General features: G+C 51.7%; 24 protein-coding genes. 17 read left to right on the top strand and 7 right to left on the bottom strand.

Translation table 11 applies throughout. The annotated features are described in order from the left end of the window. Nucleotides 1–62: 62 nt before the first annotated feature. The 3 genes from F7P81_RS01755 to F7P81_RS01745 all read right to left on the bottom strand — a co-directional run bounded on the left by F7P81_RS01755 (nt 63) and on the right by F7P81_RS01745 (nt 1,254). On the bottom strand, nt 63–320 hold the full coding sequence (locus F7P81_RS01755) for a DUF1344 domain-containing protein (protein WP_022709980.1): 258 nt from the start codon (nt 318–320) through the stop codon (nt 63–65). 157 nt (nt 321–477) lie between these two features. Further along, nucleotides 478–975 (bottom strand): DedA family protein, encoded by a 498-nt coding sequence (locus F7P81_RS01750; protein WP_151158294.1) that lies wholly within the window; start codon nt 973–975, stop codon nt 478–480. Between the two features lie 18 nt (nt 976–993). Further along, complete coding sequence (locus tag F7P81_RS01745; protein ID WP_022709973.1) at nt 994–1,254, bottom strand: GlsB/YeaQ/YmgE family stress response membrane protein; 261 nt, start codon at nt 1,252–1,254, stop codon at nt 994–996. Nucleotides 1,255–1,514: 260 nt separating this feature from the next. On the opposite strand from F7P81_RS01745, the gene F7P81_RS01740 reads away from it, so the two are divergent. The 5 genes from F7P81_RS01740 (at nt 1,515) to F7P81_RS01720 (ending at nt 7,416) form a co-directional block, all read left to right on the top strand. Continuing rightward, nucleotides 1,515–2,162 (top strand): YidB family protein, encoded by a 648-nt coding sequence (locus tag F7P81_RS01740; RefSeq protein WP_151158292.1) that lies wholly within the window; start codon nt 1,515–1,517, stop codon nt 2,160–2,162. A gap of 229 nt (nt 2,163–2,391) precedes the next feature. Next, complete coding sequence (locus tag F7P81_RS01735; protein WP_151158290.1) at nt 2,392–3,327, top strand: pirin family protein; 936 nt, start codon at nt 2,392–2,394, stop codon at nt 3,325–3,327. 98 nt (nt 3,328–3,425) lie between these two features. Continuing rightward, a complete protein-coding gene (gene dxs, locus F7P81_RS01730; protein ID WP_151158288.1) occupies nt 3,426–5,366 on the top strand; it encodes a 1-deoxy-D-xylulose-5-phosphate synthase in 1,941 nt (646 codons plus the stop codon). A gap of 41 nt (nt 5,367–5,407) precedes the next feature. Then, nucleotides 5,408–6,187 (top strand): TlyA family RNA methyltransferase, encoded by a 780-nt coding sequence (locus F7P81_RS01725; protein WP_151158286.1) that lies wholly within the window; start codon nt 5,408–5,410, stop codon nt 6,185–6,187. Then, on the top strand, nt 6,187–7,416 hold the full coding sequence (locus F7P81_RS01720; RefSeq protein ID WP_151158284.1) for a class I SAM-dependent RNA methyltransferase: 1,230 nt from the start codon (nt 6,187–6,189) through the stop codon (nt 7,414–7,416). The genes F7P81_RS01725 and F7P81_RS01720 overlap by 1 nt, the downstream gene beginning before the upstream one ends. A gap of 18 nt (nt 7,417–7,434) precedes the next feature. Here F7P81_RS01720 and F7P81_RS01715 read toward each other — a convergent pair whose 3' ends face one another. The 3 genes from F7P81_RS01715 to F7P81_RS01705 all read right to left on the bottom strand — a co-directional run bounded on the left by F7P81_RS01715 (nt 7,435) and on the right by F7P81_RS01705 (nt 10,332). Beyond that, nucleotides 7,435–8,184 (bottom strand): SDR family oxidoreductase, encoded by a 750-nt coding sequence (locus F7P81_RS01715; RefSeq protein WP_151158282.1) that lies wholly within the window; start codon nt 8,182–8,184, stop codon nt 7,435–7,437. Nucleotides 8,185–8,186: 2 nt separating this feature from the next. Then, nucleotides 8,187–9,614 carry a metalloprotease TldD gene (gene tldD / locus F7P81_RS01710; protein ID WP_151158280.1) on the bottom strand — a complete coding sequence of 476 codons (1,428 nt, stop codon included), beginning with the start codon at nt 9,612–9,614 and terminating at the stop codon, nt 8,187–8,189. 157 nt (nt 9,615–9,771) lie between these two features. Further along, nucleotides 9,772–10,332 carry an invasion associated locus B family protein gene (locus F7P81_RS01705; protein ID WP_151158278.1) on the bottom strand — a complete coding sequence of 187 codons (561 nt, stop codon included), beginning with the start codon at nt 10,330–10,332 and terminating at the stop codon, nt 9,772–9,774. 883 nt (nt 10,333–11,215) lie between these two features. On the opposite strand from F7P81_RS01705, the gene coxB reads away from it, so the two are divergent. From coxB to rnhA, 11 genes are all read left to right on the top strand, one after another. Further along, entirely contained in the window at nt 11,216–12,100 is an 885-nt protein-coding gene (gene coxB / locus F7P81_RS01700) for a cytochrome c oxidase subunit II (protein ID WP_033316145.1), read from the top strand. A gap of 184 nt (nt 12,101–12,284) precedes the next feature. Beyond that, nucleotides 12,285–13,973 carry a cytochrome c oxidase subunit I gene (gene ctaD / locus F7P81_RS01695; RefSeq protein ID WP_022711681.1) on the top strand — a complete coding sequence of 563 codons (1,689 nt, stop codon included), beginning with the start codon at nt 12,285–12,287 and terminating at the stop codon, nt 13,971–13,973. A gap of 339 nt (nt 13,974–14,312) precedes the next feature. Continuing rightward, nucleotides 14,313–15,266: a heme o synthase gene (locus F7P81_RS01690; RefSeq protein WP_022711680.1), complete on the top strand. Its 954-nt coding sequence runs from the start codon at nt 14,313–14,315 to the stop codon at nt 15,264–15,266. Then, nucleotides 15,266–15,445 (top strand): hypothetical protein, encoded by a 180-nt coding sequence (locus F7P81_RS01685; RefSeq protein ID WP_022711679.1) that lies wholly within the window; start codon nt 15,266–15,268, stop codon nt 15,443–15,445. Before F7P81_RS01690 ends, F7P81_RS01685 begins: the two co-directional genes overlap by 1 nt. Before the next feature lie 74 nt (nt 15,446–15,519). After that, nucleotides 15,520–16,167, top strand: coding sequence for a cytochrome c oxidase assembly protein (locus tag F7P81_RS01680; RefSeq protein WP_151158938.1), 648 nt, complete (start codon nt 15,520–15,522; stop codon nt 16,165–16,167). A 203-nt stretch (nt 16,168–16,370) separates the two neighbouring features. Continuing rightward, nucleotides 16,371–17,249 (top strand): cytochrome c oxidase subunit 3, encoded by an 879-nt coding sequence (locus F7P81_RS01675; protein ID WP_022711677.1) that lies wholly within the window; start codon nt 16,371–16,373, stop codon nt 17,247–17,249. A 305-nt stretch (nt 17,250–17,554) separates the two neighbouring features. Next, the gene (locus tag F7P81_RS01670; RefSeq protein ID WP_151158275.1) at nt 17,555–17,947 is read left to right on the top strand and encodes a DUF983 domain-containing protein; all 393 of its coding nucleotides are present in this window, start codon (nt 17,555–17,557) and stop codon (nt 17,945–17,947) included. Beyond that, complete coding sequence (locus F7P81_RS01665) at nt 17,944–18,696, top strand: SURF1 family protein (RefSeq protein WP_151158273.1); 753 nt, start codon at nt 17,944–17,946, stop codon at nt 18,694–18,696. The genes F7P81_RS01670 and F7P81_RS01665 overlap by 4 nt, the downstream gene beginning before the upstream one ends. 111 nt (nt 18,697–18,807) lie before the next feature. Next, on the top strand, nt 18,808–19,809 hold the full coding sequence (gene ispH / locus F7P81_RS01660) for a 4-hydroxy-3-methylbut-2-enyl diphosphate reductase (protein ID WP_151158271.1): 1,002 nt from the start codon (nt 18,808–18,810) through the stop codon (nt 19,807–19,809). A 53-nt stretch (nt 19,810–19,862) separates the two neighbouring features. Further along, on the top strand, nt 19,863–20,822 hold the full coding sequence (locus tag F7P81_RS01655) for a homoserine kinase (RefSeq protein ID WP_122093348.1): 960 nt from the start codon (nt 19,863–19,865) through the stop codon (nt 20,820–20,822). 65 nt (nt 20,823–20,887) lie between these two features. Beyond that, a complete protein-coding gene (gene rnhA, locus F7P81_RS01650; RefSeq protein WP_151158269.1) occupies nt 20,888–21,328 on the top strand; it encodes a ribonuclease HI in 441 nt (146 codons plus the stop codon). 101 nt (nt 21,329–21,429) lie between these two features. Here the strand turns inward: rnhA and F7P81_RS01645 are convergent, their stop codons facing one another. Further along, nucleotides 21,430–21,915: a peroxiredoxin gene (locus tag F7P81_RS01645; RefSeq protein WP_075654487.1), complete on the bottom strand. Its 486-nt coding sequence runs from the start codon at nt 21,913–21,915 to the stop codon at nt 21,430–21,432. Nucleotides 21,916–22,304: 389 nt separating this feature from the next. Between F7P81_RS01645 and F7P81_RS01640 the strand changes: the two genes are divergently transcribed. Then, on the top strand, nt 22,305–22,886 hold the full coding sequence (locus F7P81_RS01640; protein WP_075654488.1) for a YqgE/AlgH family protein: 582 nt from the start codon (nt 22,305–22,307) through the stop codon (nt 22,884–22,886). Nucleotide 22,887 lies beyond the last annotated feature (1 nt).

Below are 22,887 nucleotides of genomic sequence, written 5' to 3'. Positions count from 1 at the left end.
TAATAAAAAAAAGCGCCGGAAACGGCGCTTTTGTCATTTTATGATGGCCGGTAATTACGGTTTTAACCGCCGTCGGCTTCGTCAATATTGCTGATATAGCGAACATTATCGACGAGATCATAGGTGACGATAACCTTCATGCCCTTTTCAATCGCACTATAATCGAATTCTCCGGGCAGGCGGTAATCTTTGCCATTGTCCAGCGTAATGGTTTCCGTATCTTCATTGATCTTGGTGATCTTACCCTCAGCATCGTCTGCAAGCGCTGTACCTGCAAAGAGCGGGGCGAGTAACACCGTGAGAATGGCCAAAATACGCATGAGAAATCCTTGTGCGTTATAAAATCCGGTTCCGAAGCTGCAGGTCAATTATGGCATTAGCACGACCTGCTTCTCTGAAACGCTCTGCTGGAGAGACTAGATCATATCCGCAGATTTTCGCAACATTTTCCGGTTGTAATCCGCTCAGTACATATGTTTAGAGTAGCTTTTTAAACAAGGCGCTGAAAAAATAGGGGCCAGCACCCCAGACTAAAGTCCAGAGTGCCGCGCCGATAATATTGGCGGAGACGAATTTCAGCCAGTGCATTTTTAAGGCACCAGCCATGATACCGTTTAACTGGCGTAAAATAGCAAAGAAGCGTGCAGTGATGACAATGCCGCTGCCGTATTTTTCAAAGAGTTTTTCGAATTGCTCCAGCCGCTCCGGTGTCAGCTTGATATAGGGGCCGAAGCGGATCAAAATTTTCCGCCCGCCAAAATGGCCGATCAGATAACCTGTGCTGTCGCCCAGTATCGCGCCGAGAAACACCGCGAGTAACATGACCGGTAAAGACAGTTCGCCTTGCTGAGCCAGCAGGGATGCAGCAATAAGCAATGTCTCTCCCGGTACCGGCGCACCGAAACTTTCAAAATAAATGATGATAAACAGAGCGATTGAGCCATAGGCGGCAATATATGGCTCAACCCAATGCATGTTCGTGCCTGTTTATGTTTATCTTAGCTGCCTCTGGCCGCTGATTGCGTGATAAAGGAACAGCACGACCACTGCGCCGATTACGGAAACAATCAGGCTGTAAATATTGAGGCCGGTAACACCCGCCGCACCGAAGAAATTGAAAATAACACCGCCGATAACCGCGCCGACAATGCCGAGGACAATATCCATCAACATGCCCTGACCGCTTTTGTTGACGATTTTGCTGCCGATAAAACCGGCAATGAGACCGAGAATAATCCAGCTGATAACTGACATTGTATGTTCTCCGTTTCGCGAAAAGCATTTTACAGAGACAGATCACATCCGGCGCTGCAAGAATGCGAAAATCAAAGAAACCGGAACGCAGACCATCAATTAAATTCACGTGCTGGCAAATTCATGAGGCTGGCTCTGGAAACTCGGTAAAACGCTCCCATATCATTACATGCTTGGCAAGTGACAATCTTGCCAAGTAAATATTTTTGCGCGATGCTGCTAAGTATCCGGCATTTCAGCAGGTTTGGAGGAAGTATAAAATGGGCCTTTTGGGTGGTGACTCTTCAAATAATGAACCGGTACCGGGCGGCAGTCTGACCAAACCGGTTCTGATTGCACTTGGTGCATTGCTCGTTGGTCGCATGTTCAGCGGTAAATCCGATGATAATGAACAGCCTCAGGTGAATGCGCCGGATCAGGCCGCATCCGGCGGCGGTCTCGGCGATCTTCTGGGTAGCGTGTTCGGCGGTGGACAGCAGGCGAATGCTCCGGCAGGCACGCAGGCAGATTCACAGGCTGGTGGCCTTGGCGGCCTCGGCAGTGTTCTTGGCGGCTTGCTTGGCGGTGTTCTGGGGGGCACAGCCGCAGGACAAGCCGGACAGACCGGCAGCGGCGGTGGACTTGGCGGCGGTTTAGGCGGCTTGCTTGAGCAGCTTACACAGGCTGGCCATGCAGATAAAGTTGATAGCTGGGTTGGTTCCGGCAGCAATGCGCCAATCGAACCGGACCAGCTTGGCAATGCCATTGGCAAAAACACAATTTCGGATATTGCCCGTCAGACGGGTGTCAATGAACAGGATTTGCTGGCAGAGCTTTCCGCAGCACTGCCGGGCATTGTTGACAAGCTGACAGCGAATGGTCAGGTGCCGGATATGCAGCAATTGCTGAAAATGCTTGGTCAGAAATAACAGGCATTAGTGTCCGATCCTGTCTGACTGATTTGTGATGGAATGTCCGGATGTAAAACTCCGGACATTTCTTATTTTATGATATGCTGTTTAAAATGCATCCCGAAAATCTGTTGCAGATTTTGGTGCGGATGCGTTTGAAAGCTGGTGGGTCAGGTATTTCAATGGCTTAACTTAAGCCGGAAATGCTTCACTCTGGGCGTTTCATTGTTTCTGAAAGGACAGATTTGTGAGCTTCTTTCCCGGTCAGGATCCGGTTCCCGGTGATCATCAGTCGATTGATGCAATTGAAACGCTGATTATTCCGCGCACCAGTGAAGTGGGCGGCTTGCAGGTTCGCCGTGCATTGCCCACTGCAAAGCGCAGGCTCGTCGGGCCTTTCATTTTCTTTGACCGGATGGGGCCGGCCTTATTACGGGCCGGGCAGGCGCTGGATGTAGCGCCGCATCCGCATATCGGGCTTTCAACGGTTACTTATCTTCTGGACGGCAATATCCGTCATCGTGACAGTCTCGGTACCGAGCAGGTAATTAATCCCGGTGAAGTCAATCTGATGACTGCGGGACGCGGCATTGTGCATTCCGAGCGCACACCGGAGGAAATGCGCGGGTCGCCGCTGGCAATCTCCGGCGTGCAGACATGGGTTGCCTTGCCGGAGCGTTCTGAAAATATGGCGCCGGAATTCAGCAATCATACCGTGCAGCAATTGCCGTGGCTGGAGGAAAAGGAATTTCGCATGCGCCTGATGATCGGCGATATGCACGGGCTGAAATCCGATGTGCCGACCTATAGCGAGACACTCTATGCCGATGTGTTTATTGAGGCGGGTGGCAAATTCCATCTGCCTGCGGTGCAGGAAGAGCGGGCGATTTATATCCTGAGCGGTGCAGTGCGCATTGCCGGAGAGGTTTTCACTGATAATCAGTTGCTGGCCTTCCGGCAGGGCGATGATATTGTGATTGAAGCCGTGCCGCAAAATTTCGCCGGTGAGGGTGCACAGATCATGGTCTTCGGTGGCGAGGCGATGGACAGCCGCCGTTATATCTGGTGGAATTTCGTTTCATCATCAAAAGAACGTATTGAACAGGCAAAGGAAGAGTGGCGCAGCCGCCGCTTTGATATTGTACCGGGCGATGCGGAAGAATTTATCCCGCTGCCTGAATAAATATTTGATATAGCTGATTGCAAAATACAGGCGGATGGGAAACAAAGCCGTTAATCTCCGCCTGTTCTGATTGTCCATAGAATAATAAGGTTTTCCCAATGACCGGTTTTGATAACAAACTGCACACGCCATTGCTGGATCAGGTGCATTTGCCGGAAGATTTGCGAAAACTGGATCCTGCGCAATTGCCGCAACTGGCGGATGAATTGCGCGCAGATCTGATTGATGTGGTGTCGCGCACCGGTGGTCATCTCGGCTCAAGCCTTGGTGTGGTAGAACTGACTGTGGCGCTGCATTATCTGTTTGATACACCGAATGATCGTCTGATCTGGGATGTGGGGCACCAAACCTATCCGCATAAAATTCTGACCGGACGCCGTGAGCGTATGCCGACCATTCGTCAGGAGGGCGGCCTGTCCGGTTTTACCAAACGTGCTGAAAGCGAATATGACGATTTCGGCACCGGCCATGCGTCCACTTCGATTTCCGCCGGTCTGGGTATGTCTGTGGCAAGTGAGCTCAAAGGTGAGAAGCGCAATGTGATCGCGGTTATCGGGGACGGTTCCATGTCTGCCGGTATGGCCTATGAGGCGATGAATAATGCCGGTGCGCTGGATGCCCGTCTGATCGTTATTCTCAATGATAATGATATGTCGATTGCGCCGCCGACCGGTGCAATGAGCGCCTATCTTGCGCGTCTGGTCTCTGGGCCGACTTATCGCAACCTGCGCGAGATGGCCAAGCAGATCAGCAAGAAATTGCCAAAATTCTTTCAGGATAAAGCCCGTAAAACGGAAGAATTTGCCCGCGGTTTCTGGGCTGGCGGCACAATGTTTGAAGAGCTGGGCATGTATTATGTCGGCCCTGTGGATGGTCATAATCTCGATCATCTTCTGCCGGTTCTGACAAATATCCGCGATAATGTTGAGGGGCCGGTGCTGGTGCATGTGGTGACTCAGAAGGGCAAAGGTTATGCCCCTGCGGAAGCCGCAGCCGATAAATATCACGGCGTTAATAAATTCGATGTCATAACCGGCAAGCAGTCGAAGCCGCCTGCAAATGCGCCAAGCTATACAAAAGTTTTCGCCAATGCGCTGATTGAAGAAGCGCGCCACGACGAAAAGGTCGTGGCCGTGACGGCAGCAATGCCGGACGGAACGGGGCTTAATCTTTTCGGACAGGCTTTTCCTAAGCGCACTTTCGATGTTGGCATGGCAGAGCAACATGCGGTGACTTTTGCAGCCGGTCTGGCTGCCGAAGGGTTGAAGCCGTTTGCAGCGATTTATTCTACCTTTCTGCAACGCGCCTATGATCAGGTGGTGCATGATGTGGCGATCCAGCATCTGCCGGTGCGCTTTGCTATTGATCGTGCCGGTGTGGTTGGCGCGGATGGTGCCACTCATGCGGGTAGTTTCGACACCGCTTTCCTGAGCAATCTGCCGGGTTTTGTGGTGATGGCAGCATCAGAAGAAGCAGAATTGGTGCATATGGTGCGCACTGCTGCGGAATATGAAGAAGGGCCGATCTCCTTCCGCTATCCGCGTGGGGATGGTGTGGGCGTTGATCTGCCGGAGCGTGGTACTGTTCTGGAAATCGGTAAAGGCCGTATTGTCCGTGAAGGCAGCAAAATCGCGATTTTGAGCTTCGGCGCGCGGTTGCAGGAATGCTTAGCTGCTGCTGATGAGTTGGATGCAGCCGGTCTTTCCACCACTGTTGCTGATGCGCGTTTTGCTAAGCCTCTGGATCATGATCTGATCCGCCGTCTTGCCAAAGAGCATCAGGTGTTACTCACGATTGAAGAAGGTGCGGCAGGTGGCTTTGGTGCGCATGTGCTGCATTATCTCAGCAATGAAGGTGCGTTGGATCATGGCTTGCGGGTTCGCACATTGACCTTGCCGGATGCATTTATGGATCATGCAAAACCTGAGGCTATGTATGCCCGTGCAGGTTTGGATAGTGCAGGCATCGTGCGAGCGGCCTTTGCAGCGCTCGGCCGTGATGTGTTGACCGGTGAGGCAGGCGGCGGACTGCGCGCATAAAGCCTCTTGTGTTCAGGCGTTGTCTCATTCATTGAGGCAGCATGAGTGAAAATACAGATAAGATACGCCTTGATCAGGCGCTCGTAGAGCGCGGGCTGTTTGCTTCGCGCTCGCGTGCCCGCGATGCGGTGGCACGTGGTACCGTGCGCGTGAATGGTCAGGTGGTCACTAAAGCCGGGCAGATTGTGACGGCACAAGCTGAGCTGGCAGTGGATGATCCGGCCAGCCGTTTTGTCTCCCGTGCGGCGCTGAAACTGACAGCCGCGCTCGATCATTTCGGATTTGAGGTTGAGGGCAAGACAGCACTGGATATCGGTGCTTCCACCGGCGGTTTCACACAAGTGCTGCTCGAGCGCGGTGCAGAGCATGTGATCTGCGTCGATGTCGGCCATGATCAGTTGCATGAGACTTTGCGTGGCGATAAACGCGTTACCAATCTCGAAGGGCTGAATGCCCGTGTGCTGGATGCGAGCCATTTGCAGGAACGCAAGATTGAGGTTGTTGTCTCGGATGTCAGCTTTATCTCGCTGAAACTGGCATTGCCCAATGCGCTTGATCTTTGCGCGGATGACGGCTGGTGTCTGTTGCTGGTGAAACCGCAATTCGAGGCAGGGCGCGAGGCAATCGGTAAAGGCGGTATTCTCAAAGACCCGTCGCAGGGTGAGAAAATTGCGCTGGATTTGCAGGATTGGCTCAATACGCAATCCGGCTGGCAGGCTTTAGGATTTTGTGCCTCACCGATTACCGGTGGTGACGGCAATCAGGAATATATTTTGGCAGGCAGGAAGAACAAAGCTGCCGCCGCGAAGGACGATGTTTGATGAGTTTGCGTGTTACAATCAATGCAATGGGTGCCGGTGGTGATGGTGTTGCCCAGCTGCCGGATGGTCAGGTTTTTGTGCCTTTTACCTTGCCGGGTGAGATTGCCAATGTTGCGCGGGATAAGAACCGCGCCAGCCTGATGGCATTGCTGGAAACATCGGAGCAGCGTGTGGAACCATCCTGCCGCCATTTCGAGGATTGCGGCGGTTGCGCCTTGCAGCATTGGGAAATGTCTGCCTATCAGGCATGGAAGCGCTCACTGGTGGCAGCCAGTCTTGATGGTCGTGGTTTGAAATATGAGCTGGCACCACTGGTGCCTTGCGCACAGCAGAGCCGCCGCCGTGCGACATTCGCCATTCGCAAAACTGAAGCCGGTTTGCTGCTTGGTTTTAACCGTCACCAGAGCCATGAGCTGATTAATATTTCTGAATGTGCGGTGACAGTTCCGGCGATTATTTCTCGTCTGGATGATCTGCGCAAAGTCGCTATTCATCTGGCCGATGGTGCAAAGCCGTTTAAACTGACGGTTACTGATACGGAATCCGGCCTTGATCTGGCTGCAAGCGGCTGCCCGACACCGGATGATGCGGCGCGCCGTATTCTCACACCTTTGATGATGGAACTGGGTTTTGCCCGCCTCAGCGTTGACGGTGAGATCATTCTGGAGCCAAAGAAGCCGTTGATTACCTTTGGCAAAGTACCGGTGAATATTCCGTCCGGCAGTTTCCTTCAGGCAACAATCGAAGCTGAAGAAGCCATGGTTGCGCTGGTGATCGGCCACTTCAAAAAGGTCAAAAAAGCTGCGGATTTGTTCTGCGGTGTCGGTACTTTTGCTCTGCGTATGGCTGAGACCATGGCAGTTCATGCGGTGGAAAATGATGCACCGGCACTGGCGGCGCTGGATCGCGGTATCCGTCATGTGCAGGGGCTGAAACCGGTCACGCATGAGCGGCGTGATCTGTTCCGCCGTCCGATCCTGTATAAGGATCTCAATGCCTATCAGGGTATTGTTTTCGATCCGCCGCGTGCCGGTGCTGAAGAGCAGGCGATGCAGATTGCCAAATCATCCGTGCCAAAAGTCGCGGCTGTTTCCTGTAATCCGGTGACACTGGCACGCGACCTCGCCATTCTGGTCAAGGGCGGTTACAAGATCGACAAGATTATCCCTGTCGATCAGTTCCTGTGGTCATCCCATGTGGAAACTGTGGCGCTGCTCTCGAAAAAATAATCAGGAGAGGGCGGGTGTTCAGCCGAACAACCCGCCTTCATCCGTATCAATTGTGATTGACGACAGCGTGATATGGCGTGGTCGGGTGATCGCAAACATCACTGCTTCACAAACATCGCGATTGGTTGCGCGCTCACCTTTGACGCGTTCGGGAATGGCATCCCATTCCGTATCCGCCGGTGAAATATCATCCAGATAGGGTGGGTGCACACAGAGTGAACGCACCGGCGTGCCGCGCAGCATTTGCTGTAAACCTGTTGCTATCGCGGCCTGTGCATGTTTCGCAGCATAAAACGGTACAGCCACACTATGCAGCGGTGCATTCGGTAATGCGCTGATCGAGCCGATGGTCACAATATCCGGTCTGGATGAGTTTTTCAGCAGCGGCAACAGCCCTTGCGTAAACAGAAAACTGCCGGTTACCGCAGCATTGATCGTGCCGAACACTTCCTGCTCACTATGCGGTTCATCACTGGCTTCCAGCCACATTGCACCATTATTAATCAGCAGATCAATCGTGTTATATTTTGCTGTGATCTGCGCGATGGCACAGCCGATACTGGCATTATCAGCGAGATCAACCACAACCTGATCAGGTCGCAGTCCTGTGCGCTGTTCAATCTGGTCAGCAATCGTCGAGAGTGCAGATTGATTGCGGGCGCAGAGCACAATTTTGCAACCGGCATCAGCCAGCAGTATCGCCATTGCAGCACCGAGGCCACGACCGGAACCGGTGATAACAGCCGTCAAACCATTCAAGTTTTTCATGTTTATACCGCGGTTCCGCCGACTGTCATCTGATCCATACGCAGATGTGGTTGACCAACGCCTACAGGCACCCACTGGCCGCCTTTGCCGCAATTGCCGGAGCCGTTATCGAGCTTGCTGTCATTGCCGATCATCGATACGCGATGCATGGCATCAGGACCATTGCCGATCAGCATGGCACCTTTGACCGGTGCGCCCACTTTGCCGTCTTCAATCATATAGGCTTCGGTGCAACCGAAAACGAATTTACCGGAGGTAATGTCTACCTGACCACCGCCGAAAGACACCGCATAGATGCCTTTCTTAACGGAGGCGATAATCTCTTCCGGTGTTTTGTCGCCGGAGAGCATCATCGTATTGGTCATGCGTGGCATAGGTGCATGGGCATAGGATTCACGACGGCCATTGCCGGTTGGTTTCATCCCCATCAGACGGGCATTCTGGCGATCCTGCATATAATTGACGAGCTTGCCGTCATCGATCAGCACAGTGCTGTTGGTCGGTGTGCCTTCATCATCAATGGTCAGTGAGCCGCGACGGTCAGTAATTGTGCCGTCATCGACTACGGTCACGCCTTTGGCGGCAACCTGTTGCCCCATGAGGCCTGCAAAGGCCGAGAGTTGCTTGCGGTTGAAGTCACCTTCAAGACCGTGGCCGACAGCTTCATGCAGCATTACACCCGGCCAACCATTGGATAGTACAATATCAAATGTACCGGCAGGAGCGGGGATCGCTTCGAGATTAACGAGAGCCTGGCGCAGTGCTTCATCCGCTGCGTGCTGCCATGAGCCTGTAGCAATAAAATCTTCAAACAGGCGACGGCCACCCATGGAATAGGAGCCGGATTCCTGACGGTCGCCCTGACCGGCCATGACGGAAATCGACAGGCGTACCATCGGACGGATATCACGAACGAAATGTCCATCCGCACGCAAGATTTCTACCTGCTGCCATGAACCGCCGATGCTGACACTGACCTGACGCACTTTACTGTCTTTGGCGCGCAAATAGCCGTCAATCTGCTGAAGCAGAACGACTTTTTCATTGAAAGTCGGAGAGCCTAGCGGGTTCACATCCGTATAGAGATGGCGGTTTGTACCAGCCGGAGCTGCACTGTAAGTGCCTGACGATCCGCGGGAAATCGCGGATGCTGCATCGGATGCACGAAGCAGGGCGCTATGGGTCAGTTCGCCGGAATGGGCATAGCCGACCGTCTCACCGGAGACACAACGTAGACCAAAACCCTGTCCCTGATTGAAAGAGCCGTTTTTCAGACGGCCATCATCAAAGACCAGAGATTCAGATTCCGCATATTCCAGATAAAGTTCACCGTCTTCACTGCCGTGGAGCGATTGCGCAACCAGTTTTTCAACCTTGTCACGGCTGACATCGAATTCATCAATCAGGCTTCGGGACGTGGTGGAACTCATAGATTTACTCCGGAACAGCGGCTGTGTCCTGTATCAGACGGGTGATTGTTCTTTGTATATGGCGAGTTTGCTGCCGTGGGACAAGCCGGACAGCGGGATAAAATAAAAACGCCGCCGTCAAAATATGAGCGGCGGCGTTTTAATCAGATTGAAGAGCTTATGGCAGCTTGTTGAAGCCGTCGCTGAAGCCCTGCAGTTCAACGGGAATACCCACGCCTTCTTCCGGTGTCTGGAACACGATGAAAGTCGCGGCCTTACCCTTGCGCAGCGTGTCGATCAGCGCGTCGTCAAGGATAACTTCCGCATAGCAGCCGTCTTCAAAACAGCGCACGAAATAAGCACGGCCGATATCTTTGCCGTCCACATTGAGGCCGAGGCCGTTTGGCAGCAAAACGCCGAGTGGTGCAAGCACACGCAGGATACGCGCTTTATTGTCGGCAGTTTTCAGAACAACGACCGAAAGGCCGAGCTCAGGACGGTCAGCAGCGATCACATTCTGGATCAGCGCACATTGTTCGGTCTTGGCACCGGCAGGCTTGTCGCAAAGAATGGACCATGCGCCATGCTGAGAGCGCAAAGTGCCGTTTTTCTGCGATGCACTGGTCGCCGCTGGCTGCGGTGCAGTCTGAGCAAAAGCAGCAGAGGCGGATACAGCCATAAGGCCTGCACCGAGCAGAGCAGCGGCAACTTTACGGCTGACAGAAGAGAAATGGTGCATATTTATGATACCTTTGGCGGCTCGGTAAACATTACATCGGTAAATGCGGCGCGAGCCGTAACTACCCTTTGAAAGCGTATTTAAGAGAGGGCTTTGCGTCATTTCCGGAAACCGGCAAATCAGAAAGCCATGCTTTTCATTCTGTGTACATGGATAATGGCGGAATTTGAACCGGATAAGGTAAAGTTTTAGTATAAATCAGATTGTGAACACCATTCTAAATCCGCATTGTCGAAATTATCGCTATGCCATGCACAGTTTTCAGCATCTTCCCTTCGTTTTAGCACCGTGAATTGCATGCTGGCCTGAAAGAATGTGCAGCATTTGAAATCTGTGGTGTTTTTCAGAATATTGCAGCAGTTTTGTGCAGGATGCACGGCGCATTGTTTTATCTGTATTTTACTTGATCCAGATCAATGCAAATAAGTCCGAGCTGTGAATTGATTCTCCGTTCTGAGGCCGGAATAAGGCATGATCTGCGGATTTGGGCTGTTTTGGCGCGGTTGAGATAATCAGGAAAACCTTGAGATTTTTCCGGGCAGACAAAATCTGTAAAAGGTCGCGCTATACTGTTCTTCATTTTCAACTCTTTGATTTTATATGTTTTTATAGATTGATTTGGAAGGTTTTATATCCGGTTACCTGCGGGATGAACCGGAAAAGACCCGTGTTTTTGAGTTGTATTACGCGCAAAAATGCCGCACGGGAAAATCTTCGCCTTCCTTGCTTGGTGCTATAATGTGTTGTCAGTACGGTGGGGGAACGGGACATTGGCTGGGGAAGAGCTATGTCCGCGATTAACCGGCAAGGCTATAATCGGGAGAAGATGCTGGTGGATAGGGTTATTGCCACAAATAAAGCCGTTGCAGGTAAGGATTCTGCGATGAAAAAACATATTTTGACCGGCAGCGCGGTTGCATTCGGCGCAGTGTCGGGTCTTTTGGCGTCTGCAGCGGGCGCACTGGCTGACAAGCCGGTTGACTGGCAGCTGAGCTGGCAGGATTCCGCAACAAAAATTGCGGATCAGATACATTGGTTTGAGCGTTATTCGCTGATGTTCATTATTCCGGTAACCGGTCTGGTGATGCTGCTGCTCTTGTGGTGCATCCTGCGCTTCCGTAAAGGCGCAAATCCGGTTGCTTCCAAAACCAGCCATAACACAACGATTGAAGTGATCTGGACACTGGGTCCGGTCATTATTCTGCTGTTTCTGGCCATTCCGTCCTTCCAGCTTCTGACTGCGCAATATTCTCCGGATGAGCCAAAACTGACTGTTAAAGCAACAGGTTATCAGTGGTACTGGGGCTATGAATATCAGACAGAAGAGCCGCTTTCATTTGATGCACTTCTGCTGAAAGACGAAGACCGTGCGAGCGCCGGTAAACAGGATCTGGCCGCTTATCCGCGCCTTCTGGCTGTTGATAATGAAGTTGTGGTTCCTGTGGATACGACTGTCCGCTTGCTGGTGACAGCTGCCGATGTGATCCACTCATGGGCAATGCCTGCTTTCGGCGTCAAGATGGATGGTGTTCCGGGACGCAATAACGAAACATGGTTCAAGGCCGCCCGTGAAGGGCTCTATTACGGCCAGTGTTCTGAACTATGCGGTAAAGATCATGCTTATATGCCGATTGCTGTGCGCGTTGTCTCACAGGAGCGTTATGATGCATGGCTTGCTGCTGCCCGTACGGATATTTCCGGTGCGAATAAGACACTGATGGCCGAAATTGAAAATGACAACAAGACCGTGACTGTTGCCGGAAACTGATTATAAGCCTGACGTGAACGGAGTTTTCGTCAGGCTCCTGGGTTTTTACAGGTCACGAACCGCATGGCTGCTTAAAAATCAAATATGATTTAAGACGGAATTCATGTGGTAGTTCAATATTTTAGAATACCTGTTTTGGTTCCCTAAAGGGCATTTGGTATTCGTTCAGAACGGGAGCAATCTTATGGCTGGTACAACAGCTCACGATACCCGAAAGGGAGCCCCTCACGCAGGGGCGGATGCACACCATGACGACCACAAGCCGCGCGGCTGGGTACGCTGGGTGTATTCGACCAATCACAAGGATATCGGTACACTCTATCTGATCTTTGCGATTATTTCCGGTATCATCGGCGGGGCATTGTCCATCGCTATGCGTGCGGAATTGCAGGAGCCTGGTATCCAGATTTTCCATGGTCTGGCTTCTATGGTCTATGGCGTTGAAGGCGATGCGGCACTGGATGCCGGTAAGCATATGTTCAACGTGTTTACCTCCATGCATGCGCTGATTATGATCTTCTTCATGGTCATGCCTGCGCTGATCGGTGGTTTCGCCAACTGGATGGTTCCGCTGATGATCGGTGCGCCTGATATGGCGTTCCCGCGCATGAACAATATTTCATTCTGGCTGCTGCCTCCGGCATTGCTGCTGCTGCTGATTTCCTTCTTCGTGCCGGGTCCTGCCGGTGGTTGGGGCGCAGGTGGTGGCTGGACGCTGTATCCGCCGCTGTCGACTTCGGGACAGCCGGGACCTGCGGTGGATTTCGCAATTCTGTCGATCCACATTTCCGGTGCGTCGTCCATTCTCGGTGCGATCAACTTCATCACAACCATTCTGAATATGCGTGCGCCGGGCATGACCCTGCATAAAATGCCGCTTTTCGCATGGTCTGTTCTGGTTACAGCCTTCCTGCTTCTGTTGTCTCTGCCGGTTCTGGCCGGTGCGATCACCATGCTGCTGACAGACCGTAACTTTGCGACAGCATTCTTCGCGCCTGAAGGTGGCGGTGACCCGATCCTGTATCAGCATCTGTTCTGGTTCTTCGGTCATCCGGAAGTGTATATTCTGATCCTGCCGGGCTTCGGTATTGTCAGCCACGTGATTTCGACCTTCTCGAAGAAGCCGATTTTCGGTTATCTCGGCATGGCCTATGCGATGGTTGCAATCGGTGTTGTCGGCTTTGTGGTCTGGGCGCACCATATGTATACGGTGGGTCTGTCACTCGATACGCAGCGTTATTTTGTGTTCGCAACCATGGTGATTGCGGTACCGACCGGTATCAAGATCTTCTCGTGGATTGCCACAATGTGGGGCGGTTCGATTGACTTCCGCACACCGATGATCTGGTCAATCGGCTTCATCTTCATGTTCACCGTTGGTGGTATGACCGGTGTACAGCTGGCCAATGCCGGTCTCGACCGTGCGCTGCATGACACATATTATGTTGTCGCGCATTTCCATTACGTATTGTCGCTGGGTGCCGTATTCGCGATTTTTGCGGGCTGGTATTACTGGTTCCCGAAAATGTTCGGCTACATGTATAATGAAACCATCGGCAAAATTCACTTCTGGCTCACATTTATCGGTGTGAATCTGGTGTTCTTCCCGCAGCATTTCCTCGGTCTTGCCGGTATGCCGCGCCGTTATATCGACTATCCTGATGCCTATACAGGCTGGAACATGGTGTCGTCCTACGGCTCGTATATTTCCGGCTTTGCGGTGCTGGTTTTCCTCTATGGTGTATTTGAGGCTTTTGCGAAAAAGCGTGCCACAAGTGCAAATCCATGGGGTGAGGGTGCAACAACACTGGAATGGCAGCTGTCTTCGCCGCCGCCTTATCACCAGTGGGAACAGCTCCCGCATGTGAAGTAATATTGTTCGGGCGGCGTCAGTCATGCCGCCGCCCGATACAAACGAAAATGCCGGATAGCATGATTTATGCAATTCATAGGGCCGTTCACTTTTAGGCTATTTATGAATTTCCTAAATTATGACGGGTGTACCGTGCGGTGTTTGGGTGTATAGAGGCGCTATTAGCGCTTAATGCACCGCAGGTGCTGCAACAGTCGCGCAAGAAAATGCGGCGTTGCGGGAGAAGCAGTCTCCCCGCAAATAGCTGCTCAGAGTGCGACATTCGTTTTAAGGAATTGCCGGATTTGAGATCCGGTATCCGGTTTTGCCGGAATTTTTGAATAAGGACAGATACAGATAATGTCTCTGGTTGAGAAAAATAACATGACAGGTGAAACCGGACAGCCGATGCAGCTGTCGGAAGCGAGCGCGGCTGATTATATCGCGCTGCTGAAACCGCGTGTCATGTCGTTGGTTGTATTTACCGGTTTTGTTGGTCTGATCGTGGCTCCCGGTCATATGAATCCGGTTATGGCTGCGATTGCTATTCTATGTATTGCGATCGGCGGCGGTGCCTCAGGCGCGCTGAATATGTGGTATGATGCGGATATTGACCGCATTATGAAACGCACAAAAAACCGGCCGATCCCTGCCGGTCTGATCCGTGAAGAAACAGTGCTTGCTTATGGTATTACACTGTCTGTCTTTTCCGTGATGACGCTTGGTCTGCTCGTCAACTGGCTTGCTGCAGCTTTGCTGGCCTTTACAATTTTCTTCTACAGCGTCGTTTATACAATGTGGCTGAAACGCTCGACACCGCAGAATATTGTGATTGGCGGTGCCGCCGGTGCATTCCCGCCGATGATCGGCTGGGCTTCGGTAACGGGCACAGTCTCGGTTGAAAGTGTTGTTCTGTTTCTGATTATCTTTTTGTGGACGCCGCCGCATTTCTGGGCACTGTCCCTGTTCACATCCGGTGATTATGAAGCAGCAAAAATTCCGATGATGCCGAATGTGCGGGGTGAAAAATCCACACGTTTGCAGATCGTAATCTATTCGCTGATCGTGGCGCCGGTTGGTGTTCTGCCATGGTTCCTCGGCTTCGGCGGCCATGTCTATGGTGTGCTTTCTGCTTTGCTTGGCGCAATCTTCGTATGGCGCGCAGTGCAGCTCTGGATGGCGCCGGAACATGAAACACAAATGCGCGCTGCCCGTGCGCTGTTTAAATTTTCGCTGGTTTATCTGTCCGCTTTGTTCAGCATCTTGCTTGTTGAAGCACTGGTGGCGAAAATACTGCCGGTAATAGGGGGATAATGATGGCGGATAAAGAAGCAAAAACTGAACTCGAACTGATAACGCAGACAGAGAAACAGAAGAAAGCCCAGCGCAGCCGTTCTGTGGCTCTGGCACTGGCCTTAACGGCTTTTGTTCTGATCGTTTATATCGGCACATGGGTTAAACTCGGACCAGGTGTGCTGGTTCGCCCGATGTAATCGGAACTGTCAGCGTTTTAAGTCGCAGGGAGGCGGCATAGGCAATGATACAGAAACCGGAAAATACAGAAACAATGCAGGCGCCTGCAGCAGAAGACGCTGCTGCACAGGCTGCACGTCATCAGCGTTCCAATCGTATTGTTGCTCTGTCCTGTGCCAGTTTCTTCGTTGCCATGATCGGCATGGCCTATGCGGCTGTCCCGCTTTATCAGATGTTTTGTCAGGTTACCGGCTATGGCGGCACAACGCAGCGCGTTGAGCAGATGTCTGATACAATCCTCGATCAGACGGTCAATGTACGCTTTGATGCCAATGTGTCCGGCGGATTGCCATGGGAGTTCAAGCCGGTTCAGCGCGAAGTGACTGTGCGTATCGGTGAAACGACTATCGTGAATTACGAAGCGAAGAATATCTCCGACCGTCCGGCTTCGGGACGCGCGACATTCAATGTGTCGCCGGATCTCACAGGTTCTTATTTCAACAAGGTTCAGTGTTTCTGCTTTACAGACACAACCCTTGCCGCCGGTGAAACAATGGAAATGCCGGTCATGTTCTTTGTCGATCCGGATATTGTGAAAGAAAAAGACCTTAAAGGGCTGAAGACGATCACCTTGTCTTATACATTTTTCCCGCTGGACAAGGAGCCGGTGAACTCAGCCGCAGCGCCTGCTGTTTTGCAGAAAAATGCTGAAATTAAGCCGGTGGTGAAGCCGCAAGGGTAGAGATGCCGCGACATCATGTTGCGGTGCGCAAAAAAGCGAACTGCATCAAGAATATGGTCAAGAGGGGCTATGTTCGGAGCGCAAAAACAGACTGCGCCTGCGACATAAAATAAAGAACAGGGTGCTTATCGGGGGATATCCGGATGCAGCACCGGAAAGATAAACAGAGGAGCCTTGGGGCATAAACCTTAAGGGGGAATGACATGGCAGACACTCATCAGAAGAACCACGACTATCATATTATAGATCCTAGTCCGTGGCCGTTTCTGAGCTCGGTTGGTGCATTTGTTCTGGCCATTGGCGGTATCGCTTATATGCGCTACCTCAATGCAGGCGAGCTGCATCTGTTTGGTATCAATTTTGTAACGCCATGGCTGTTCTTTATCGGCATCGCCATCATCCTGTACTGCATGTATGGCTGGTGGTCGGATACGATCCGTGAGGGCAAGGAAGGCCACCATACCCGCGTGGTTTCCATCCATCTGCGCTATGGCATGATTATGTTCATTGCCTCCGAAGTCATGTTCTTCGTGGCATGGTTCTGGGCGTTCTTTGATGCCAGCCTGTTCCCGAATGAAGTGCATCAGGTGATGCGTGCAGAATTCACCGGCGGTCAGTGGCCTCCGAAAGGCATGGAAGTTCTCGATCCTCTGCACCTGCCGCTTTATAATACCGTAATTCTGCTGCTCTCCGGCACCACGCTGACATGGGCGCATCATGCGCTGCTGCATAATGACCGCAAAGGCCTTGTCTGGGGGCTGGCGCTGACTGTTGTTCTCGGTGTGCTGTTCTCTTTCGTGCAGGCTTATGAATATATTCATGCGCCATTTGCCTTCAAAGATTCCGTTTATGGTGCAACATTCTTCATGGCGACCGGTTTCCATGGTTTCCACGTTATTGTTGGTACGATCTTTCTGGCCGTTTGTCTGATCCGCTCTATTCGCGGTGATTTTACGCCGAAGAACCATTTCGGTCTGGAAGCCGCTGCATGGTACTGGCATTTCGTGGACGTGGTCTGGCTATTCCTGTTCTTCAGCATTTATGTCTGGGGTTCATGGGGCGCACCGATTGCCGTGCATTAACCGGCATCAGGAATAACGGCATTTTGCCGGAGTTCTGAGCCTGATGGGATAAGGAAAGCGTCGCGGTTTTTGAGGGCTGCGGCGCTTTTTGTTTCTTAGAGCGCCCTGTGTCGGACCTGGCACATAAAGGTGGCTTCAACATTTTAAAATTTTGCTCTGGTTTTATGCGGCGCAACTAGAGCATTTCACAGTCAAGTTGGATCAACTTGACGGCAGTGATAATGCGACAAAAATAAAGTATCTAGAGCGAGCGCTATCATCCAATCTGGACGTAAACTGCTCTAGACCGCAGCGGAGGTGGAATAATGCATAATGAAGATAGTCTTTATCCGCCGGTAGAGCCAATCAAAGCCGGTATCAAAGGATGTTGCCCGCGCTGCGGACAGGGCGCTTTGTTTAATGGTTATCTGAAACTGGCAAAGCGCTGTGAGGTCTGCGAACTGGATTATGGTTTTGCAGATTCCGGTGACGGGCCTGTTGTTTTTGTGCTTCTGCTTGACGGTTTTTTTGTTACGGCATTGGCGCTCTGGGCTGAGGTGTCTTATCAGCTGCCGCTCTGGCTGCATTTTATCATCTGGATACCGCTGGCAATTCTCATCGGACTGGTTCTGACGCGCTATATGAAAGGTATTCTGATAACACTGCAATATAAGCATAAAGCGGCATCGGGGCAGCTCGACAGGCGGGGAAGCGAATGACCACCTCCGACAAGACATCAAAATCCTTTCCATGGATTTTACTGCTCTGCAGCAGCATTGCTTTTGCCGTTCTGCTGGGGCTTGGTATCTGGCAGACACAGCGTTTGTTCTGGAAAGAACAGCTGATTGCGCAGATTGAAGAAAGGGTGCATTCCGCACCTAAGCCGCTGAGCGACATTGAGGCTGAATTTGCCAAAACCGGTGTTGTTGATTACATGCCGGTGACTTTGCGCGGCACATTTCAGCATGAGCGCGAACAGTATTTTTTCACCACGTTTAAAGGTGCATCCGGTTATGCGGTTTATACGCCGCTGATCCTGAATGACGGGCGGGCTGTTCTGGTTAATCGTGGTTTTGTACCTTATGAAAAGCAAAATCCGGCGACACGTCCGCAAGGACAGATCGCGGGTGAAGTGACTGTTACGGGGCTTGCCCGTGATCCGCTGATTGCCAAACCGTCTTCTTATCTGCCGGACAATGAACCGGCCAAAAAACTTTATTACTGGAAAGACTGGGGCGCGATGATGGAAAATAGCGGCCTTGCTCAGGATCATGATTTTGTCGGGTTCTTTGTGGATGCGGATGCCACAGCCAATGCCGGTGGCTTGCCGCAGGGCGGGATAACCATTCTGGAGCAACCGAATAATCATCTGCAATATGCGGGCACATGGTTCGGGCTGGCTGCCGTTTTGCTGGTTGTGACCTTTATCTATATTTTCCGTCAGCGCCGTAGTCCGGATGCGCAATAGCTGTTGACATTGCGCGATGCGAAGCCCAATTGCTAAAGCTGGATATGTTTTACAGCGCATTGATGATCTATGGTCGCAATGTTGCTTTGAAGACAGGATAATCAGAGTTCAATGACCGATAAGCCTAAGCTGACCATCCGCCTGTGCGGTCCACGTGGATTTTGCGCCGGTGTTGATCGCGCTATTCAGATCGTTGTGCTAGCGCTGAAGAAATACGGCGCTCCGGTCTATGTGCGTCATGAGATTGTTCACAACCGTTATGTGGTTGAAGGCCTGCAGGCGCGTGGTGCAATCTTTGTGGAAGAGCTGGACGAAATTCCGATTGAACACCGCGATCAGCCGGTGGTATTTTCCGCTCATGGTGTGCCAAAATCAGTGCCGGAAGATGCGGATGCGAAAAACCTGTTCTATCTGGATGCAACCTGTCCGCTGGTTTCCAAAGTTCATAAACAGGCGATGCGCCATCAGCGTCTTGGCCGGCATGTTATTCTGATCGGCCATTCCGGCCATCCGGAAGTGATCGGCACAATGGGGCAACTGCCGGAAGGTACGGTTTCTTTGATCGAGACTGTAGCAGATGCCGAGGCTTACCAGCCGGAAGATCCTGAAAACCTCGGCTTTGTAACGCAAACAACGCTGTCGGTAGACGATACTGCGGGTATTATTGCCAAGCTTCAGGAACGGTTTCCGCAGCTGACAGCGCCTGCCGCTGAATCCATCTGCTATGCCACAACCAATCGTCAGGAAGCGGTGAAAGAAGCGGCTCCCGGCTGTGATCTGTTTCTGATTGTCGGCGCGCCGAACTCTTCAAACTCCAAACGTCTGGTGGAAGTGGCCGAGCGCTCCGGTGCCCGTCATTCTCTGCTTGTGCAGCGTGCGGAAGAGATCGACTGGGATAATCTGGGCGAGCTTTCTGTGCTGGGAATTTCGGCAGGGGCATCCGCACCGGAAATTATCGTTGATGAGATCATTGATGCGTTTTCGCAGCGTTTTGATGTCACAATTGATCTGGCAATCACCACCGTTGAAACCGAGAACTTCCTCGTCAACCGTCAGATCCGCGATGTGGAACTGACGGCTCAGGACATGGCGTTTGTGAACGGCAATCACTGAAATAAAGAATAATCTGCCGCGATTTTCGCAGGTGACGGCAGGGGGAGACCAGCATGGCTGTCTATACGGATATTAATGAAATTGAATTGGCAGCCTATCTGGAAAATTACAACATAGGTACTTTGCTGTCTTTCAAAGGCATTGCTGAAGGTGTTGAGAACTCCAATTTCCTGCTGCGCACGACTGAAGGCACATTCATTCTGACCCTTTATGAGAAGCGCGTGGATCGTGATGATCTGCCGTTCTTCATTAAACTGATGCAGCATCTGGCGGTCAACGGGATTGAGTGCCCGCAGCCGGTGGTGCAAAAAAACGGTGAGGCGATTGGTGAATTGGCTGGCCGCCCGTCGGCAATTGTCACCTTTCTCGAAGGCATGTGGTTGCGTAAACCTGCAGCGGAACATTGCTATGCTCTGGGTGTGGCAATGGCGCAGATGCATCTCGCGGGTCAGAATTTTGCGATGGAACGCGAGAACAGCCTGACATTGAAAGACTGGCGCCCGCTCTGGGAAAAATGCATGGCAGATGCTGATGCCGTTGAGGCCGGTTTGCGTGTTCAGACCGAAGCAGATCTGGCCTATCTGGAGCAGAACTGGCCGTCTGATCTGCCGCGCGGTGTGATCCATGCCGATCTGTTTCCGGATAATGTGTTTTTTATCGGTCCGAACCTGTCAGGCATTATCGACTTTTATTTCGCCTGCACGGATATGCTGGCCTATGATCTGGCAATCTGCCTCAATGCATGGTGCTTCGAGCGTGATTTTTCCTATAATCTGACCAAAGGCACAGCTTTGCTGCGCGGTTATAATTCTGTACGCCCTCTGAACTCCGCAGAGCGTGAGGCTTTGCCTGCGCTGTGCCGCGGCGCTGCCTTGCGCTTTATGCTGACGCGGCTTTATGACTGGATCAATGTGCCTGCGGACAGTTTTGTGACGAAAAAAGACCCGATGGAATATTTGCGTCGTATGCGTTTTCATCGCGAAGTGCGCTCGGCCAGCGAATATGGTCAGTAAGTACCAGCAAGTTACGGTGCTGAATATCCGTGAACTGCCTTTATAAATAAATGTGAGAAAACCGCTTGAAGACGATTACAGCCTATACGGATGGTGCCTGTTCAGGAAATCCGGGTCCCGGGGGATGGGGGGCTATACTGGAATATAACGGACACCGCAGAGAGCTGAATGGTGGTGAGCCGGATACGACCAATAACCGGATGGAGCTGATGGCTGCAATTTCCGCATTGCAGGCGCTGAAAGAGCCGTGTCAGGTCGATCTCTATACGGACTCGGTTTATGTGCGCGACGGCATTTCCAAATGGATCGAAGGCTGGAAACGCAATGGCTGGAAAACAGCGGCCAAGGCTCCGGTTAAAAATGCCGGGCTTTGGCAGGAGCTGGATGCTGCGCGCAAAAATCACAAGGTGACATGGCACTGGGTTAAGGGCCATGCGGGTCATCCTGAGAATGAACGTGCCGATGAACTCGCCCGTGAAGGTATGGCACCATATAAAAAGCGCTGATATTTGTATGCTTTATAATTTGTGTGCAGAGGTGCTGATCTGTAGCGCAACCATAAAAAAGCCCGCTTCAAAGCGGGCTTTTCTGTGTATGATTATAAAAATCAGAGCTTTTCGAGCATCGCTTCTGCGGAAGAAACTGTGGCAACACCCGGATTTTCTTCAATGTCGAGGCTCTTTACAACGCCATCTTCAATCAGCGCTGAATAGCGCTTGGAGCGCACGCCAAGACCGCCGCCGGACAGGTCGATATCAAGACCGGCAGCTTTGGTGAATGCGCCGATACCGTCGGAAAGATAGACGATCTTGCCTTCGCCTTCAGTGGCCTTTGCCCATGCGCCCATGACATGCACGTCATTGACGGAAACAACGGCAACAGTGTCCACGCCTTTAGCGATCAGCGCGTCGTAATTCGCCAGATAGCCCGGCAGATGGTTCAGTGTGCAGGTCGGGGTGAAAGCGCCCGGTACTGCAAAGAGAACGACTTTCTTACCCTGAAAAACGTCATCTGTGGTGACGTCTTTAACGCCGTCAGCAGTTTTGGTTTTGAAGCTTGCTGCTGGCAGTTTATCGCCGATCTGAATGGCCATTGTCTGTTCTCCTTCATACAGATTATGAGTAACGGATATTGGCATTATACATAGCCTCTGACCGGATTTTACGGAAGCGCTATTTCTTGAAAATTCTGACAGGCAGGCATGTAATTTTTCTCATTCAGGCAGACTATTTCGCTTTTAATATGAATTTTCTAAAATACTGATTTTAAGTAATGCGCTGAAATGGCTGAAAAAATACAAGTCGGATTTTTGCACTTCAAAAAACTTCGATAAATGTGACTTGGCTCATGTAAGCGTTGTGTTATGCTGATTATTCACTATGCCGTGAATGAATAAAACAGACGCATAATCATCCCCAGCGAACGGCAAAAATTACACATTTATCTTTATCAATCCTGTTGCATTGAAATTGAAAGAGGCGTGTGGTGAACAACGGTTTTCTCAACGGACAATTTCTGCTTGCAATGCCCGGTATGACGGATGAGCGTTTTGCCCGTTCGGTCATTTATATTTGTGCGCATTCAGAGCAGGGGACGATGGGTTTCATCATTAACCAGCTCCAGCCGCTTGAGTTTCCCGATCTCTTGATCCGCCTTGGTATTATTACGCAGGCGCAGAGTATTTTACTGCCCGAAAAAGCCCGCTCGCTGATGGTGCGCCGTGGCGGCCCTGTTGAAACAGGACGGGGCTTTGTGCTGCACAGTGATGATTTTATGGTCGGTACCAGTATTCCCGTCACCGATGATATCTGTATGACCGCAACCATGGATATTCTCCATGCCATATCGGATGGTATCGGGCCGGATAAAACACTGATGGCGCTTGGCTATGCCGGTTGGGATGCAGGGCAGATTGAACGTGAAATTGCGAGCAATGACTGGCTGATCTGTCCGCCGACCACAGATTTGCTGTTTGATACGGATATTCTCGGCAAATATGATCGCGTCATGGCGCAGATGGGTGTCGATCCTGCCCGCCTCGTTGTGCAGGCCGGACATGCTTGAA

The sequence above is a fragment of the Pseudochrobactrum saccharolyticum genome (genome assembly GCF_008801715.1).
GTDB classification, from domain to species: Bacteria; Pseudomonadota; Alphaproteobacteria; order Rhizobiales; family Rhizobiaceae; genus Pseudochrobactrum; species Pseudochrobactrum saccharolyticum.
This window is presented reverse-complemented; position numbering and strand designations above follow the sequence as displayed.

What these genes read in the sequence shown, in the direction of transcription:
- coxB (WP_033316145.1), top strand. Translation starts at nt 11,216, where the DNA reads ATGAAAAAACATATTTTGACCGGCAGCGCGGTTGCATTCGGCGCAGTG.
- F7P81_RS01740 (WP_151158292.1), top strand. Translation starts at nt 1,515, where the DNA reads ATGGGCCTTTTGGGTGGTGACTCTTCAAATAATGAACCGGTACCGGGC.
- F7P81_RS01645 (WP_075654487.1), bottom strand. Translation starts at nt 21,915, where the DNA reads ATGGCCATTCAGATCGGCGATAAACTGCCAGCAGCAAGCTTCAAAACC.
- F7P81_RS01705 (WP_151158278.1), bottom strand. Translation starts at nt 10,332, where the DNA reads ATGCACCATTTCTCTTCTGTCAGCCGTAAAGTTGCCGCTGCTCTGCTC.
- F7P81_RS01715 (WP_151158282.1), bottom strand. Translation starts at nt 8,184, where the DNA reads ATGAAAAACTTGAATGGTTTGACGGCTGTTATCACCGGTTCCGGTCGT.
- F7P81_RS01745 (WP_022709973.1), bottom strand. Translation starts at nt 1,254, where the DNA reads ATGTCAGTTATCAGCTGGATTATTCTCGGTCTCATTGCCGGTTTTATC.
- F7P81_RS01720 (WP_151158284.1), top strand. Translation starts at nt 6,187, where the DNA reads ATGAGTTTGCGTGTTACAATCAATGCAATGGGTGCCGGTGGTGATGGT.
- F7P81_RS01655 (WP_122093348.1), top strand. Translation starts at nt 19,863, where the DNA reads ATGGCTGTCTATACGGATATTAATGAAATTGAATTGGCAGCCTATCTG.
- ctaD (WP_022711681.1), top strand. Translation starts at nt 12,285, where the DNA reads ATGGCTGGTACAACAGCTCACGATACCCGAAAGGGAGCCCCTCACGCA.
- F7P81_RS01725 (WP_151158286.1), top strand. Translation starts at nt 5,408, where the DNA reads ATGAGTGAAAATACAGATAAGATACGCCTTGATCAGGCGCTCGTAGAG.
- F7P81_RS01685 (WP_022711679.1), top strand. Translation starts at nt 15,266, where the DNA reads ATGATGGCGGATAAAGAAGCAAAAACTGAACTCGAACTGATAACGCAG.
- F7P81_RS01690 (WP_022711680.1), top strand. Translation starts at nt 14,313, where the DNA reads ATGTCTCTGGTTGAGAAAAATAACATGACAGGTGAAACCGGACAGCCG.
- F7P81_RS01680 (WP_151158938.1), top strand. Translation starts at nt 15,520, where the DNA reads ATGCAGGCGCCTGCAGCAGAAGACGCTGCTGCACAGGCTGCACGTCAT.
- dxs (WP_151158288.1), top strand. Translation starts at nt 3,426, where the DNA reads ATGACCGGTTTTGATAACAAACTGCACACGCCATTGCTGGATCAGGTG.
- F7P81_RS01670 (WP_151158275.1), top strand. Translation starts at nt 17,555, where the DNA reads ATGCATAATGAAGATAGTCTTTATCCGCCGGTAGAGCCAATCAAAGCC.
- F7P81_RS01755 (WP_022709980.1), bottom strand. Translation starts at nt 320, where the DNA reads ATGCGTATTTTGGCCATTCTCACGGTGTTACTCGCCCCGCTCTTTGCA.
- ispH (WP_151158271.1), top strand. Translation starts at nt 18,808, where the DNA reads ATGACCGATAAGCCTAAGCTGACCATCCGCCTGTGCGGTCCACGTGGA.
- F7P81_RS01675 (WP_022711677.1), top strand. Translation starts at nt 16,371, where the DNA reads ATGGCAGACACTCATCAGAAGAACCACGACTATCATATTATAGATCCT.
- F7P81_RS01665 (WP_151158273.1), top strand. Translation starts at nt 17,944, where the DNA reads ATGACCACCTCCGACAAGACATCAAAATCCTTTCCATGGATTTTACTG.
- F7P81_RS01750 (WP_151158294.1), bottom strand. Translation starts at nt 975, where the DNA reads ATGCATTGGGTTGAGCCATATATTGCCGCCTATGGCTCAATCGCTCTG.
- tldD (WP_151158280.1), bottom strand. Translation starts at nt 9,614, where the DNA reads ATGAGTTCCACCACGTCCCGAAGCCTGATTGATGAATTCGATGTCAGC.